This window comes from Pseudaquabacterium terrae, from assembly GCF_013266755.1.
GTDB classification, from domain to species: domain Bacteria; phylum Pseudomonadota; class Gammaproteobacteria; order Burkholderiales; family Burkholderiaceae_C; genus Pseudaquabacterium; species Pseudaquabacterium terrae.
Map to the genome: position 1 here is coordinate 344,260 of NZ_JABRWJ010000008.1, position 14,211 is coordinate 358,470.

General features: G+C 67.1%; 13 protein-coding genes. 11 read left to right on the forward strand and 2 right to left on the reverse strand.

Annotation, left to right across the window (positions count from 1 at the left end):
* Position 1 precedes the first annotated feature (1 nt).
* The 10 genes from nuoG (at position 2) to HLB44_RS26240 (ending at position 11,011) form a co-directional block, all read left to right on the forward strand.
* Positions 2–2,326: an NADH-quinone oxidoreductase subunit NuoG gene (gene nuoG / locus HLB44_RS26195; protein ID WP_173129652.1), complete on the forward strand. Its 2,325-nt coding sequence runs from the start codon at positions 2–4 to the stop codon at positions 2,324–2,326.
* An 81-nt stretch (positions 2,327–2,407) separates the two neighbouring features.
* Positions 2,408–3,469, forward strand: coding sequence for an NADH-quinone oxidoreductase subunit NuoH (gene nuoH / locus HLB44_RS26200; RefSeq protein WP_173129655.1), 1,062 nt, complete (start codon positions 2,408–2,410; stop codon positions 3,467–3,469).
* A gap of 87 nt (positions 3,470–3,556) precedes the next feature.
* A complete protein-coding gene (gene nuoI, locus HLB44_RS26205) occupies positions 3,557–4,051 on the forward strand; it encodes an NADH-quinone oxidoreductase subunit NuoI (protein WP_173129658.1) in 495 nt (164 codons plus the stop codon).
* A gap of 84 nt (positions 4,052–4,135) precedes the next feature.
* Positions 4,136–4,789 carry an NADH-quinone oxidoreductase subunit J gene (locus HLB44_RS26210; protein ID WP_173129661.1) on the forward strand — a complete coding sequence of 218 codons (654 nt, stop codon included), beginning with the start codon at positions 4,136–4,138 and terminating at the stop codon, positions 4,787–4,789.
* The gene (gene nuoK / locus HLB44_RS26215; protein ID WP_173129666.1) at positions 4,786–5,103 is read left to right on the forward strand and encodes an NADH-quinone oxidoreductase subunit NuoK; all 318 of its coding nucleotides are present in this window, start codon (positions 4,786–4,788) and stop codon (positions 5,101–5,103) included. The genes HLB44_RS26210 and nuoK overlap by 4 nt, the downstream gene beginning before the upstream one ends.
* A 6-nt stretch (positions 5,104–5,109) precedes the next feature.
* The gene (gene nuoL, locus HLB44_RS26220) at positions 5,110–7,140 is read left to right on the forward strand and encodes an NADH-quinone oxidoreductase subunit L (protein ID WP_173129669.1); all 2,031 of its coding nucleotides are present in this window, start codon (positions 5,110–5,112) and stop codon (positions 7,138–7,140) included.
* Positions 7,141–7,162: 22 nt separating this feature from the next.
* Positions 7,163–8,638 (forward strand): NADH-quinone oxidoreductase subunit M, encoded by a 1,476-nt coding sequence (locus tag HLB44_RS26225; RefSeq protein ID WP_173129672.1) that lies wholly within the window; start codon positions 7,163–7,165, stop codon positions 8,636–8,638.
* Between the two features lie 93 nt (positions 8,639–8,731).
* On the forward strand, positions 8,732–10,228 hold the full coding sequence (nuoN, locus tag HLB44_RS26230) for an NADH-quinone oxidoreductase subunit NuoN (protein ID WP_173129675.1): 1,497 nt from the start codon (positions 8,732–8,734) through the stop codon (positions 10,226–10,228).
* Positions 10,229–10,236: 8 nt separating this feature from the next.
* Positions 10,237–10,536, forward strand: a complete 300-nt coding sequence (locus HLB44_RS26235; protein WP_173129678.1) for a DUF2818 family protein — start codon at positions 10,237–10,239, stop codon at positions 10,534–10,536.
* 25 nt (positions 10,537–10,561) lie between these two features.
* Positions 10,562–11,011, forward strand: a complete 450-nt coding sequence (locus tag HLB44_RS26240; RefSeq protein WP_173129681.1) for a DUF1178 family protein — start codon at positions 10,562–10,564, stop codon at positions 11,009–11,011.
* Here HLB44_RS26240 and HLB44_RS26245 read toward each other — a convergent pair whose 3' ends face one another.
* Together HLB44_RS26245 and HLB44_RS26250 are read right to left on the reverse strand one after the other, a co-directional pair.
* Positions 11,012–12,421: an FAD-binding oxidoreductase gene (locus tag HLB44_RS26245; protein WP_173129684.1), complete on the reverse strand. Its 1,410-nt coding sequence runs from the start codon at positions 12,419–12,421 to the stop codon at positions 11,012–11,014.
* Positions 12,418–12,825, reverse strand: a complete 408-nt coding sequence (locus HLB44_RS26250) for a DUF2069 domain-containing protein (RefSeq protein WP_425500856.1) — start codon at positions 12,823–12,825, stop codon at positions 12,418–12,420. Before HLB44_RS26250 ends, HLB44_RS26245 begins: the two co-directional genes overlap by 4 nt.
* A gap of 114 nt (positions 12,826–12,939) precedes the next feature.
* Between HLB44_RS26250 and HLB44_RS26255 the strand changes: the two genes are divergently transcribed.
* Positions 12,940–14,202 carry a YihY family inner membrane protein gene (locus HLB44_RS26255; protein WP_173129687.1) on the forward strand — a complete coding sequence of 421 codons (1,263 nt, stop codon included), beginning with the start codon at positions 12,940–12,942 and terminating at the stop codon, positions 14,200–14,202.
* Positions 14,203–14,211 lie beyond the last annotated feature (9 nt).

Consider the following 14,211-nt stretch of genomic DNA (forward strand, 5'->3'; position numbering starts at 1 on the left):
GATGATTGAAATCGAACTCGACGGCAAGAAGGTCTCGGTCGCCGAAGGCAGCGTCGTGATGCACGCGGCCGATGCCGCCGGCATCACGATTCCGCACTTCTGCTATCACAAGAAGCTGAGCATCGCGGCGAACTGCCGCATGTGCCTGGTCGACATCGAGAAGGCGCCCAAGCCGATGCCGGCCTGCGCGACACCGGTGACGCAGGGCATGATCGTGCGCACCAAGAGCGACAAGGCGCTGAAGGCGCAGAAGTCGGTGATGGAGTTCCTGCTCATCAATCACCCGCTCGACTGCCCGATCTGCGACCAGGGCGGCGAATGCCAGCTGCAGGACCTGGCCGTCGGCTATGGCGCCAGCAACTCCCGCTACGAAGAAGAGAAGCGCGTCGTCTTCCACAAGAACGTCGGCCCGCTGATCTCGATGGAGGAGATGACGCGCTGCATCCACTGCACCCGCTGCGTGCGCTTCGGCCAGGAAGTGGCCGGCGTGATGGAGCTGGGCATGATCCACCGCGGCGAGCACAGCGAGATCACGACGATGACCGGCGGCACGGTCGACTCCGAGCTGTCGGGCAACATGATCGACATCTGCCCGGTCGGCGCGCTGACCAGCAAGCCGTTCCGCTATTCGGCACGGACCTGGGAGCTGTCGCGCCGCAAGAGCGTCAGCCCGCACGACTCCACCGGCGCCAACCTGATCGTGCAGGTCAAGGGCGGCAAGGTGATGCGCGTCGTGCCGCTGGAGAACGAAGCCGTCAACGAGTGCTGGATCGCCGACCGCGACCGCTTCAGCTACGAAGCGCTGAACAGCGAGCGTCGGCTGACGACGCCGATGATCAAGCAGGGCGGGCAGTGGAAGGCCGTCGACTGGAACACCGCGCTCGGCTACGTGGCCGACGGCCTCAAGCGCATCAAGAGCGAACACGGGCCGGCCGCGATCGGCGCGCTGGCCACGCCGCACCGCACCGTCGAAGAGCTGCACCTGCTGGCCAAGCTGGTGCGGGGCCTCGGCAGCGAGAACGTCGATACGCGCCTGCGCCACGCCGATTTCTCGAACACCGCTCCGCCAGGATATGCGCGCTGGCTCGGTCTGCCCGTTGCCGAGCTGTCGACGCTGGATCGTGCGCTGGTCATCGGCTCGTTCCTGCGCAAGGATCATCCGCTGTTCGCGCAGCGCATCCGCCAGGCCGCACGCCGCGGTGCGCAGGTGTTCAGCCTGAATGCCGCGCACGACGACTGGGCGATGCCGGTCGCCGGCCGGGTCACCGCGGCACCGAGCGGCTGGGCCCAGGCCCTCGCTGACATCGCGGGTTATGTCGCGACCGCGCGTGGCGTTGCCGCGCCGGCCAATGCGCTTGTCAACGAGGCCGCGAAGGCCGTCGCCGACGCGCTGCTCAGCGGCGAGCGCAAGGCGGTGCTGCTCGGCAATGCCGCCGCGCAGCATCCGCAAGCCGCCACGCTGCTGGCGCTGGCGCAGTGGATCGCCGAGCAGACCGGCGCGAAGCTGGGCTATCTGGGCGAAGCGGCCAACACGGTCGGCGCCCAGCTGGTCAACGCGGTGCCGGGCGATGGCGGGCTGAATGCCGGCCAGATGCTCGGCGCGCCGATGAAGGCGCTGCTGCTGCTCGACGTCGAGCCGGTGCTCGATGCCGCGAATGCCGCGGCCGCGCGCGCTGCGATGAACGGCGCCGGCCTGGTCGTCGCGCTGACCTCGTTCGAAGACGCGGCGGTCGACAACGCCGACGTGCTGCTGCCGATCGCGCCATTCAGCGAAACGGCAGGCACCTTCGTCAATGCCGAGGGCCGCGTGCAGAGCTTCCACGGCGTCGCCAAGCCGCTCGGCGAGAGCCGCCCGGCCTGGAAAGTGCTGCGGGTACTCGGCAACCTGCTGGGCCTGCCGGGCTTCGGGCACGAGAGTTCGGAAGAGGTTCTGGCCGAGGCGCTCGGCGACCTGGCAGCCGTCCCGGCGCGGATGGACAACCGCAGCGCCGTGCCGCTCACGCTGGCCCCGTCGGCGCCCAACGGCCTCGAGCGCATCGCCGACGTGCCGATCTACAGCACCGATGCGCTGGTGCGCCGCGCGGTCTCGCTGCAGCGCACGGCCGACGCCGCGCCGCCGGTGATCGGCGTGTCGACTGCGCTCGCCCAGCGCATGGGCCTGGTGCCGGGTGCCGAGGTGCGGGTCTCGCAAGGCAACGGCGCGACGCTGCTGCCGGTGCGCATCGAGTCGACGCTGGCCGACAACGCGGTCCGCGTCTCTGCGGGTCATCCGGTGACGGCGGCGCTGGGCGCCATGTTCGGCCCGATCAGCATCGAGAAGGCATGAAATGAAACCCCCACGCTCACTCCGTTCGCTGCCCCCCGAGGGGGCCTCAGTGCCCTTCGGGCGGCCGGGCGGGCACTGACCATGTTCGATCAAATCAACCAGTACGGCCTGCAGACGCTCGGTGGCACGCTGTGGCCCGTCGTCTGGACGCTGGCGAAGATCGTCGCGGTCGTCGCGCCGCTGATGGTCTGCGTCGCCTACCTGACGCTGTGGGAACGCAAGGCGATCGGCTGGACCCAGATCCGCCCGGGGCCGAATCGCGTCGGTCCGTTCGGCCTGCTGACGCCGATCGCCGACGCGGTGAAGCTGATCTTCAAGGAGATCATCCGCCCGACCGCGGCCCACAAGGGTCTGTTCTTCCTCGGCCCGGTGATGACGATCATGCCGGCGCTGGCCGCCTGGGCCGTCGTGCCCTTCGGCCCCGAGGTCGTGCTGGCCGACGTCAATGCCGGTCTGCTGTTCGTGATGGCGATCACCTCGCTCGAGGTCTATGGCGTGATCATCGCCGGCTGGGCGTCGAACTCGAAGTACGCCTTCCTCGGTGCGCTGCGCGCTGCCGCGCAGATGGTGAGTTACGAGATCGCGATGGGCTTCGCGTTCGTCGTCGTGCTGATGGTCTCGGGCTCGCTGAACATGACCGAGATCGTCAACGTGCAGAACCGCGGGATGATGGCCGATGCCGGCCTGAATTTCCTGTCGTGGAACTGGCTGCCGCTGCTGCCGATCTTCGTCGTCTACTTCATCTCCGGCCTGGCCGAGACCAACCGCCATCCGTTCGACGTCGTCGAAGGTGAATCGGAGATCGTCGCCGGCCACATGATCGAGTACTCGGGCATGGCGTTCGCCATGTTCTTCCTCGCCGAGTACGCGAACATGATCCTGGTCTCGACGCTGGCCGTGGTGCTGTTCCTCGGCGGCTGGGCGGCACCGATCGCGCTGCTCGACTTCATCCCGGGCTGGATCTGGCTGGCGATCAAGGTCTTCGTGGTCGTCACGATGTTCCTGTGGGTGCGCGCCACGTTCCCGCGCTACCGCTACGACCAGATCATGCGCCTGGGCTGGAAGATCTTCATCCCGGTCACGCTGGTCTGGCTGATCGTCGTCGGCGCGTGGATGCAGACGCCGCTCAACATCTGGAAGTAACGACATGACGCCCCCACGCTCACTTCGTTCGCTGCCCCCCGAGGGGGCGCAGGCCTCCTTTGGGGCGGCCCGGCAGGAGGCCTGACCATGTCCACCGCAACACTGAAAGACTTCGTCTCCAGCTTCCTGCTGCTGGAGCTGCTCAAGGGCTTGAAGCTCACCGGGCGCCATTTCTTCCAGAAGAAGATCACGGTGCAGTTCCCGGAAGAGAAGACGCCGCTGAGCCCGCGTTTCCGCGGCCTGCACGCGTTGCGCCGCTATGAAAACGGCGAAGAGCGCTGCATCGCCTGCAAGCTCTGCGAAGCGGTGTGCCCGGCGCTGGCGATCACCATCGAATCCGATGTGCGCGACGACGGCACGCGCCGCACGACGCGCTACGACATCGACCTGACCAAGTGCATCTTCTGCGGCTTCTGCGAAGAGAGCTGCCCGGTCGATTCGATCGTCGAGACGCACATCTTCGAATACCACGGCGAAAAGCGCGGCGACCTGTACTTCACGAAGGACATGCTGCTGGCCGTCGGCGATCGCTACGAGAAGGAAATCGCCGCCAACAAGGAGGCCGACGCGAAGTACCGCTGACGCCTTCACTCGCCCGCACCCGGCCGCACGACAGGCTGGGACCGGGCCGGAGGAGCGCGAATGCCTGGTCGCGGCTAGATAACCATGAATACCACTGGCGCACTGTTCTACCTGTTCTCCGCCGTGCTGCTGTTTGCTTCGTTCCGTGTCATCACGGCGAAGAGCACTGTGCACGCCGCGCTCTACCTGGTGCTGGCCTTCGCCAATGCCGCCGTCGTCTGGATGCTGCTGAAGGCCGAGTTCCTGGCCATCGCGCTGGTGCTGGTCTATGTCGGCGCGGTGATGGTCCTGTTCCTCTTCGTCGTCATGATGCTGGATCTCAAGGGCGACGAGTTCCGCGACGGCTTCTGGAAGCACCTGCCGCTGGCCGGCCTGATCGGCGCGGTGATCGCGCTCGAGATGGCACTCGTGCTGATGGGCGGCTTCCGCCTGACCGATGCGCCGGTGCTCGATCCGGCGCTGGCGAAGATGGGCAACACCCGCCTGCTCGGTATCGAGGTCTACACCAAGTACCTCTATCCGCTGCAGGTCGCCGCGGTGCTGCTGCTGGTGGCGATCGTCGCCGCCATCGCGCTGACGCTGCGCCGCCGCAAGGACAGCCGCTACCTCGACGCCGGCCAGCAGGTGCGCGCGAAGAAGGCCGACCGCCTGCGCATCGTCAAGATGTCGCCGGTGATCGACGAGCCCTCGGCGCCGCCGACACCGCCCGCGGCACCCGGCGCAGGAGACAAGAAATGACGCTCGGTCCGATCACGCTCGGTCACTACCTGTCGCTCGGCGGACTGCTGTTCGCGCTGTCGGTGATCGGCATCTACCTGAACCGCCGCAATCTGATCGTGCTGCTGATGGCGATCGAACTGATGCTGCTGGCGGTGAACCTGAACTTCATCGCCTTCTCGCACTACCTGGGCGACATGGCGGGCCAGGTGTTCGTGTTCTTCATCCTCACGGTGGCTGCCGCCGAATCGGCGATCGGCCTCGCGATCCTCGTGGTGCTGTTCCGCAACCGCGCGACCATCAACGTCGAAGAGCTCGACGCGCTGAAAGGCTGACCGCGCATGGCTTCCCAACTCTCCCAGAACCTGCTGCTGACGGTGCCGCTGGCCCCGCTGGCCGGCGCCGTGATCGCCGGCTTCTTCGGCAAGACCATCGGCCGCCGCGGCGCGCATGTCGTGACGATCCTCGGCGTGCTGATCTCCTTCATCGTCTCGGTGATGGTGTTGCGCTCGGTCGCCGACGGCGCACGCTTCAATGCCACCGTCTACGAGTGGATGGTGCTCGGGCCGCTGAAGATGGAGGTCGGCTTCCTGATCGACGGCCTGACCGCGATGATGATGTGCGTGGTGACCTTCGTGTCGCTGATGGTGCACGTCTACACCATCGGCTACATGGAAGACGACCCCGGCTACCAGCGCTTCTTCTCGTACATCTCGCTGTTCACGTTCTCGATGTTGATGCTCGTGATGAGCAACAACTTCCTGCAGCTGTTCTTCGGCTGGGAGGCGGTGGGCCTGGTGTCGTACCTGCTGATCGGTTTCTGGTTCAAGAAGCCGACGGCGATCTTCGCGAACCTGAAGGCCTTCCTCGTCAACCGGGTCGGCGACTTCGGCTTCATCCTCGGCATCGGCCTGATCGTCACCTATGCCGGCTCGCTGAGCTACGCCGAGGTCTTCGCCAAGGGCCCCGAGCTCGCGAAGCTGACGTTCCCCGGCACCGACTGGCTGCTGATCACGGTGACCTGCATTTGCCTCTTCATCGGCGCGATGGGCAAGAGCGCGCAGTTCCCGCTGCACGTCTGGCTGCCCGATTCGATGGAAGGCCCGACGCCGATCTCGGCGCTGATCCACGCGGCGACGATGGTCACCGCGGGCATCTTCATGGTCGCGCGCATGTCGCCGCTGTTCGAGCTGTCCGACACGGCGCTGAACTTCGTGCTGGTGATCGGCGCGATCACGGCGCTGTTCATGGGCTTCCTGGGCATCATCCAGAACGACATCAAGCGTGTCGTCGCGTACTCCACGCTGAGCCAGCTCGGCTACATGACGGTCGCGCTCGGCGTCTCGGCCTATTCGGTGGCGGTGTTCCACCTGATGACGCACGCCTTCTTCAAGGCGCTGTTGTTCCTCGGCGCCGGCTCGGTGATCATCGGCATGCACCATGACCAGGACATTCGCAACATGGGCGGCCTGCGCAAGTACATGCCGATCACCTGGCTCACGTCGCTGCTCGGATCGCTGGCGCTGATCGGCACGCCGTTCTTCGCCGGCTTCTACTCGAAGGATTCGATCATCGAGGCGGTGCACTTCAGCAAGCTGCCCGGCGCCGGCTTCGCGATGTTCGCCGTCACGCTCGGCGTCTTCGTCACCGCGTTCTATTCGTTCCGGATGTACTTCCTCGTCTTCCACGGCAAGGAGCACTTCCACCACAAGCCGTTCCCGCCCGAGGACCACGGCGCGCACGAGGAACCCGGCGACCACAGCGAGGTGCACGCGCCCCACGAGAGCCCGTGGGTCGTCACCGCGCCGCTGGTGCTGCTGGCGATCCCTTCGGTGGTGATCGGCTTCATGACGATCCAGCCGATGCTGTTCGGCGAGCTCTTGAAGGATTCGATCATCGTCGACGCGGCGCGCCATCCGGCGATGGCCGAGCTGGCGAAGATGTACCACGGCGCCACCGCGATGGCCTTGCACGGCCTGCAGACGCTGCCGTTCTGGCTGGCGCTCGGCGGCGTGGTCGCGGCCTACCTGTTCTACATGGTGATGCCGTCGATCCCGGCGACCATCGCGCGCATCTTCCGCCCGATCGTCGTGGTCCTCGAGAACAAGTACTACATGGACTGGATCAACGAGCACCTGCTCGCGCCGCTGGCGCGTGGCGTCGGCATGGGCCTGTGGAAGGGCGGTGACCAGGGGCTGATCGACGGCGCGATCATCAACGGCTCGGCGCGCGCGGTGAACGGCGTCGCGTCGCTGACGCGGCTGATCCAGACCGGCTATCTCTACTGGTATGCGCTGGTGATGCTGCTCGGCGTCTTCGGCCTGTTGACCTGGCAGCTGTGGCCCACCGTGTCCGGCGTATTCGGCCGTTGACCGGCAAGGGCGGAGAACAACAATGGGTCTGTTGAGTGTTTCGATCTGGCTGCCGATCGCTTTCGGCGCCTTGTTGCTGGCGCTGGGCAAGGACGACAAGGCGGCGATGGTGCGGCGTGTCGCGCTGGTCGGCGCGCTGGCCGGCTTCCTGGTCACGATCCCGCTGATCACCGGCTTCGACAATGCGAAGGCGACGCTGCAGTTCGTCGAGAACCTGCCGTGGATCGAGCGCTTCAACGTGCGCTACCACCTCGGTGTCGACGGCATCTCGGTCTGGTTCGTGCTGCTGACGGCCTTCATCAACGTGATCGTCGTCGTCGCCGGCTGGGAGGTGATCACCGAAAAGGTCGCGCAGTACATGGGCGCGTTCCTGATCCTGTCGGGCCTGATGATCGGCGTGTTCTCGGCCGCCGACGGGCTGCTGTTCTACGTCTTCTTCGAAGCCACGCTGATTCCGATGTACATCATCATCGGCGTCTGGGGCGGGCCGCGACGCGTCTACGCGGCCTTCAAGTTCTTCCTCTACACGCTGGCCGGCTCGCTGCTGATGCTGGTGGCGCTGTGCTACCTGTACTACAAGTCGGGCGGCAGCTTCGACATCGCCACCTGGCACAAGCTGCCGCTGACGATGCCGGCGCAGACGCTGCTGTTCTTCGCGTTCCTCGCGGCGTTCTCGGTCAAGGTGCCGATGTGGCCGGTGCACACCTGGCTGCCGGACGCCCACGTCGAGGCGCCCACCGGCGGCTCGGTCGTGCTGGCCGCGATCATGCTGAAGCTCGGCGCCTACGGCTTCCTGCGCTTCTCGATGCCGATCGCGCCCGACGCGAGCCGTGAGTACGACTGGTTCATCATCGCGCTGAGCCTGATCGCGGTGGTCTACATCGGCCTGGTCGCGCTGGTGCAGCAGGACATGAAGAAGCTGGTCGCGTACTCGTCGGTCGCACACATGGGCTTCGTGACGCTGGGCTTCTTCATCTTCAGCGAGCTCGGCATCTCGGGCGGGCTGGTGCAGATGATCTCGCACGGCTTCGTCTCGGGCGCGATGTTCCTGGCGATCGGCGTGCTGTACGAACGTGTGCATTCGCGTGACATCTCGTCGTACGGCGGTGTCGCCAACACCATGCCCAAGTTTGCTGCCTTCGCGCTGTTCTTCGCGATGGCCAATTGCGGCCTGCCGGGTACGGGCGGCTTCGTCGGCGAGTGGATGGTGATCCTCGGCACGGTGAAAACGAGCTTCTGGCTCGCCGCGCTGGCCGCCACCGCGCTGATCTTCGGTGCTGCGTACACGCTGTGGATGTACAAGCGCGTCTACTTCGGCGATGTCGCCAACGACGACGTCAAGGCGCTGCAGGACCTGAATGCGCGCGAGTTCGGCGTGATGGCCGCGCTGGCCATTGCCACGCTGTGGATGGGCGTCTATCCGAAGCCCTTCACCGACGTGATGCACCACTCGGTGAACAACTTGCTCACCCACGTCTCGGCCTCGAAGCTGAAGTGAACCAGGCATGAACCAACCCCCAAGCTCACTTCGTTCGCTGCCCCCCGAGGGGGCGCCAGTGCCTTCGGGCGGCCGGGCGGCACTGTGAACACCATGACCGACATGAACTGGATGGTGATCTGCCCCGAGGCGCTGCTGCTGGTCGCGGCCTGCGTCATCGCGATCGTGGATCTTTTCGTCACCGACGAGCAGCGCCGCCCGACCTTCTGGCTGACGCAACTGAGCTTCGCCGCGGTGGCCGCGCTGCACTTGAGCCAATACGACGGCGGGCTGTCGCTCTACGGCATGCAGGGCATGGTCGTCAGCGATCCGATGGGGCATCTGCTGGCTTTCTTCGCGACGATCGCGATGATGGTCACGGTGGCCTATGCGCAGCCCTACATCGCCGCGCGCGAGATGCTCAAGGGCGAGTTCTTCGTGCTGGCGCTGTTCGTGCTGCTGGGCATCCTGGTGATGATCGCGGCGAACAATTTCCTCGTGATCTACCTCGGCCTCGAGCTGATGAGCCTGTCGCTGTACGCGCTGGTGGCGCTGCGCCGCGACAACGGTGTCGCGACCGAAGCCGCGATGAAGTACTTCGTGCTCGGCGCATTGGCCTCTGGCTTCCTGCTGTACGGCCTGTCGATGATGTACGGCGCCACCGGCTCGCTCGAGATCCCGAAGGTCTACGAGCTGATCGGCAAGGGCGCGATCAATCAGCAGGTGCTGATCTTCGGCATCGTCTTCATCGTCGCCGGCCTGGCGTTCAAGCTCGGCGTCGTGCCCTTCCACATGTGGGTGCCCGATGTCTACCAGGGCGCACCGACCGCGGTGACGCTGCTGATCGGCGGCGCGCCGAAGCTGGCCGCGTTCGCGATCACGATCCGGCTGCTGGTCGAGGGCATGATCGGCCTCGCGGCGCACTGGCAGCAGATGATGATCGTGCTGGCGGTCGGTTCGCTGGTGATCGGCAACCTGGCGGCCATCGCGCAGAGCAACCTGAAGCGCATGCTGGCGTATTCGACGATCTCGCAGATGGGCTTCATGCTGCTGGCCTTGACCGCCGGCGTCTTCGGCGCCGACCGCACGCACGCCGGCAATGCCTACAGCTCGGCGATGTTCTACGTCGTGACCTACGTGATCACGACGCTCGGCACCTTCGGCCTGATCATGGTGCTGTCGCGCCAGGGCTTCGAGAGCGAAGAGATCACCGACCTGGCCGGGCTCAACAAGCGCGCACCGTGGCTGGCCGGCGTGATGACCGTGTTCATGTTCTCGCTCGCCGGCGTGCCGCCGATGGTCGGCTTCACCGCCAAGTTCGCGGTGCTGCAGGCGCTGGTGTCGACCGACGTGACGTTCTACGTCTGGCTCGCGGTGGTCGCGGTGATGCTGTCGCTGATCGGCGCGTTCTACTACCTGCGCATCGTCAAGGTGATGTATTTCGACGAGCCCGCCGGCGGCCTGGCCGCGTCGACGATCATCCCCGGCAGCACCAGCGGCATCAACGCGCTGCTGGCGCTCAACGGCTTCGCGGTGCTCGTCTTCGGCGTGCTGCCCGGCAGCCTGATGGCGATGTGCCGTGACGCGATCCTGAAGGCGTTGGCGACCTGAGCTCACCCGTGTCGGCTTCCATCTGGCTGCTGCTTGCTGTCGGTTTCGTCGCAGCCAACCTGCCGTTCTTCAGCGAGCGCGTGCTGCTGGTCGGTCCGCGGCCCGAGCACAAGTCGTTCTGGTGGCGCTTGCTCGAGCTGCTGCTGCTCGCGGCGCTGACGATCGGCCTCGGCGTGCTGATCGAGTCGCGCATCGGCCAGCGCCACCCGCAAGGCTGGCAGTTCTACGCCGTGGCGCTGTGCCTGTTCGCGACCTTCGCATTCCCTGGCTTCGTCTGGCGCCATCTGAGGCGCCACCGCCCCTCCTGACGTCGCGCCGGATAATGCCGGGCAGATGAAAGTCTTCAACCTGCGCTGCGGGCGCGATCACCATTTCGAAGGCTGGTTCGCTTCGGAAGAAGCGTTCACCGAGCAGCGCGCCGGCGGTCTCGTCGAATGCCCGCTGTGCGCCGACCGCGACGTCGTGCGCCTGCCGTCGGCGCCGCGGCTGAACCTGTCGGGCGCGCGCGAACAGCAGCAGCCCGGTCCGGTGGTGCAGCCGCGCGACAGCGATTCGCTCGAGGCGATGTGGTTGAAGGCGGTGCAGCACGTGCTGCAGAACACCGAGGACGTCGGCACGCAGTTCACCGAGGAAGCGCGCCGCATCCACTACGGCGAGGTCGAGCGCCGCGGCATCCGCGGCGAGGCGACGCCGCAGCAGCGCGAGGCGCTGGCCGACGAGGGCATCGAGGTGATGCAGCTGCCGATGCCCAAGGTCCTGGAAGGCGGCGGCAAGCCGCACTGATCAGAGCACGCGGCCCGGATTCATCCGGTTTTGCGGATCGAGCGCCTGCTTGATCGCACGCATCAGCTTCAACGCCACCGGCGACTTGCGCTCGGCGAGCTCGTCGCGCTTCAGCGCGCCGATGCCGTGTTCGGCCGAGAACGAGCCCGCGTGGGCCTGCACCGCGTCGTAGACGATGCGGTTGATGCCGTGCTCGTGCGCGCCGAGGAATTCGCCGGCGGGCGTGCCTTCCGGCGCCTGCACGTTGTAGTGCAGGTTGCCGTCGCCCAGGTGGCCGAAGTTCACCAGCCGAATGCCGGGATAGGCGGCGCGCAGCGCGGCGTCGGTGTGCTCGACGAACTCAGGAATCGCCGACACCGGCAACGCGATGTCGTGCTTGACGTTCAGGCCTTCCTCGCTCTGCGCCAGCGGGATCGATTCGCGCAGATGCCACAGCGCGGCCGACTGCGCGATGCTCTCGGCCACCGCCGCATCACTGATGAGCGCCTGCTCGAGCGCCGCTTCGAGCAGCGCTTCGAAGCGCGCCCGGGCCGAATCGACGCCTTCGCTGTCGGCGAATTCGAGCAGCACGGTCCACGGCGACGCGGCGAGCGGCTGCGGCAAGTGCGGGAAATGCCGGCGCACCAGCGCGAGCGCGAAATCGCCCATTACCTCGAAGCCGGTCAGGCCCGAGGCGAGCCGTGATTGCGAGAGCGCCAGCAGCGCGACGCACTGCTTGAGGTCCGCACAGGCGGCGAGGGCGGTCAGGCTCGCCGCGGGCTGCGGATGCAGCTTCAGCGTCGCCGCGGTGATGATGCCCAGCGTGCCTTCGCTGCCGATGAACAGGTCGCGCAGGTCGTAGCCGGTGTTGTCCTTGCGCAGGCCGGCCAGGCCGTTCCAGACCTCGCCGTCGGCGGTGACCACCTCGAGCCCGAGGCACAGCTCGCGGGCATTGCCGTAACGCAGCACCTGCGTGCCGCCGGCATTCGTCGCCAGGTTGCCGCCGATCGTGCAGCTGCCCTCGGCGGCCAGGCTCAGTGGCAGCAGCAGGCCGGCGTCGGCAGCAGTCTGTTGCAGCGTCTGCAGCACGCAGCCGGCATCGACTGTCAAGGTCAGGTTCGCCGCATCGAGGGCGCGCACGCGGTTCATCCGCGTCAGGCTCAGCAGCACTTGCGTGCCGCTGTCATCGGGCACGCCACCACCGACCAGGCCGGTGTTGCCGCCTTGCGGCACCAGGCTTGCACCGTGTGCGGCACAGGCCTGGACCACCGCCGCGACTTCCGCCGTGCTGCCCGGCCGCACGACCGCCAGCGCCTTGCCGCGCCAGCGCTTGCGCCAATCCAGCTCCCAGGCCGACAGGTCGCCCCCCGCCAGCACCTGCGAAGAACCGACCGCCGCACGCAGCGCGTCGAGCAGGGCAGCGCGGTTCATGTGGCGGCGAGCTTCGCCTGCGCGAGCCGGTGCCGCACGTGCGCCGCGCAGGCACCGAACAGCAGCACGCACAGCACCACCTGCGTCCAGGCCAGCGGCACGACGAGGCCGTCACTGCTGGTCGCACGCACGATGCCTTCGGTGAAGTACAGCCACACCAGCAGGCTCAGCCAACGATACGTGTAGAGCCGGTGCTTGAGCAGTCCGGCCAGCGGCAGCGCGAGCGGCAGCACCTTCAGCGCCCAGGTGCGCTGCCCCGTCGGCGCGAGCCACAGCTCCCACGCCAGGCCGAGCACGATCAGCGCGAGCAGGCTGCCGACGGCGAGGACCCGGGTGCGCCGCACGAAACCGTCCGGCGGCAGCGGCGACGGAGGTGTCATCGGCAGCGTTGTCACGGCTGGCATGATAGCCATCATGAACGGCCCCCAGCTCACTTCGTTCGCGGCCCCTGGGATCCGAAGGATCCTCTGCGGGATCCTTGGGCGCTCAGTGCCCTTCGGGCGGCCGGGCGGGCACTGATGACCCTCGACGAACCCCGCGCGGCGGACGGATTCACCCATGAAGCCGTGCGGCGGCGCCTGCGTTCGCACCTGCGCCGCCTGCTCGAGGTGCTGCGCACCTGGCCGTGGTTCGACACGCTGCGCATGCTGCGGCTGCGCTTCCGCGAAGACCGCCTCGGCCTGACCGCCAGCAGCCTGACCTTCACGACGCTGATCGGCCTGGTGCCGCTGGTCACCGTGACGCTGGCGCTGTTCTCGGCCTTCCCGATGTTCAACCGCTTCCAGATGGCGCTGCAGCAGTACCTGCTGCAAAGCCTGGTGCCGGACAACATCGCCCGGCCCGTGATGCAGGCGCTGACGCAGTTCGCCAGCAAGGCGAGCCGGCTCGGCAGCGTCGGCCTGATCCTGCTCGGCCTGACGGCACTGGCGCTGGTGTTCACGATCGACCGCACGCTCAACAGCATCTGGCGCGTCTCGAAGCCGCGGCCGCTGGCGCAGCGCGTGCTCGTCTACTGGGCGGCGATGACGCTCGGGCCGCTGCTGCTCGGCGCCAGCCTGACGCTCACTTCGTACGCTATCTCGGCCTCCCGAGGCATCGTCGACGACCTGCCTGGCGGAGTCAGCCTGCTGCTCGGGCTGATCGAATTCACGCTGCTGGCCGGCGGCGTGGCGGGGCTGTTCCGCTTCGTGCCGAACACGCACGTGCGTTGGGCCCATGCCTGGGCCGGCGGGCTGTTCGTCGCGGTCGGCTTCCTGATTGCGAAGCGGCTGCTGGCCTGGTATGTCGCCGCGGTGCCGACCTATTCGGTGGTCTACGGCACCTTCGCGACGCTGCCGATCTTCCTGCTGTGGATCTACCTCGGCTGGGTCATCGTGCTGCTCGGCGCGGTGATCGCCGCGTACGCGCCGAGCCTTGCGCTGCGCGTCGTGCGGCTGCCCGACCGCCCGGGGCAGCGCTTCGCGCTGGCCGTCGCCATCCTGCGGCTGCTGGCCAATGCGAGAGGCGATGCGCAGCGCGGCTACAGCCCCGAAGCGCTGGCCGGCGCGCTGCGGATCGATCCGCTGCAGGTCGAGCCGGTGACCGAGGCGCTGGTCCAGCTCGACTGGTGCGGCCGGCTCGACGAGGAGGGCGAACAGCGCATCGTGCTGCTGATCGACCCGGTGCAGACCAGCGCCGAGCCGCTGATCGACCGGCTGTTGCTGGCCGACAAGCAGTCGACCGGCGCCTTCCGGCAACGCACCGGGCTCGGCACCCTGACCGTCGAAGCCCTGATCCACTGAACGGCCGCA

Excerpts from the sequence above, each read along its gene's own strand:
- nuoI (WP_173129658.1), top strand. The coding sequence starts at position 3,557 with ATGTCCACCGCAACACTGAAAGACTTCGTCTCCAGCTTCCTGCTGCTG.
- nuoL (WP_173129669.1), top strand. The coding sequence starts at position 5,110 with ATGGCTTCCCAACTCTCCCAGAACCTGCTGCTGACGGTGCCGCTGGCC.
- HLB44_RS26250 (WP_425500856.1), bottom strand. The coding sequence starts at position 12,825 with ATGCCAGCCGTGACAACGCTGCCGATGACACCTCCGTCGCCGCTGCCG.
- HLB44_RS26240 (WP_173129681.1), top strand. The coding sequence starts at position 10,562 with ATGAAAGTCTTCAACCTGCGCTGCGGGCGCGATCACCATTTCGAAGGC.
- HLB44_RS26210 (WP_173129661.1), top strand. The coding sequence starts at position 4,136 with ATGAATACCACTGGCGCACTGTTCTACCTGTTCTCCGCCGTGCTGCTG.
- HLB44_RS26255 (WP_173129687.1), top strand. The coding sequence starts at position 12,940 with ATGACCCTCGACGAACCCCGCGCGGCGGACGGATTCACCCATGAAGCC.
- nuoG (WP_173129652.1), top strand. The coding sequence starts at position 2 with ATGATTGAAATCGAACTCGACGGCAAGAAGGTCTCGGTCGCCGAAGGC.
- HLB44_RS26245 (WP_173129684.1), bottom strand. The coding sequence starts at position 12,421 with ATGAACCGCGCTGCCCTGCTCGACGCGCTGCGTGCGGCGGTCGGTTCT.
- nuoH (WP_173129655.1), top strand. The coding sequence starts at position 2,408 with ATGTTCGATCAAATCAACCAGTACGGCCTGCAGACGCTCGGTGGCACG.
- nuoK (WP_173129666.1), top strand. The coding sequence starts at position 4,786 with ATGACGCTCGGTCCGATCACGCTCGGTCACTACCTGTCGCTCGGCGGA.
- HLB44_RS26225 (WP_173129672.1), top strand. The coding sequence starts at position 7,163 with ATGGGTCTGTTGAGTGTTTCGATCTGGCTGCCGATCGCTTTCGGCGCC.
- nuoN (WP_173129675.1), top strand. The coding sequence starts at position 8,732 with ATGACCGACATGAACTGGATGGTGATCTGCCCCGAGGCGCTGCTGCTG.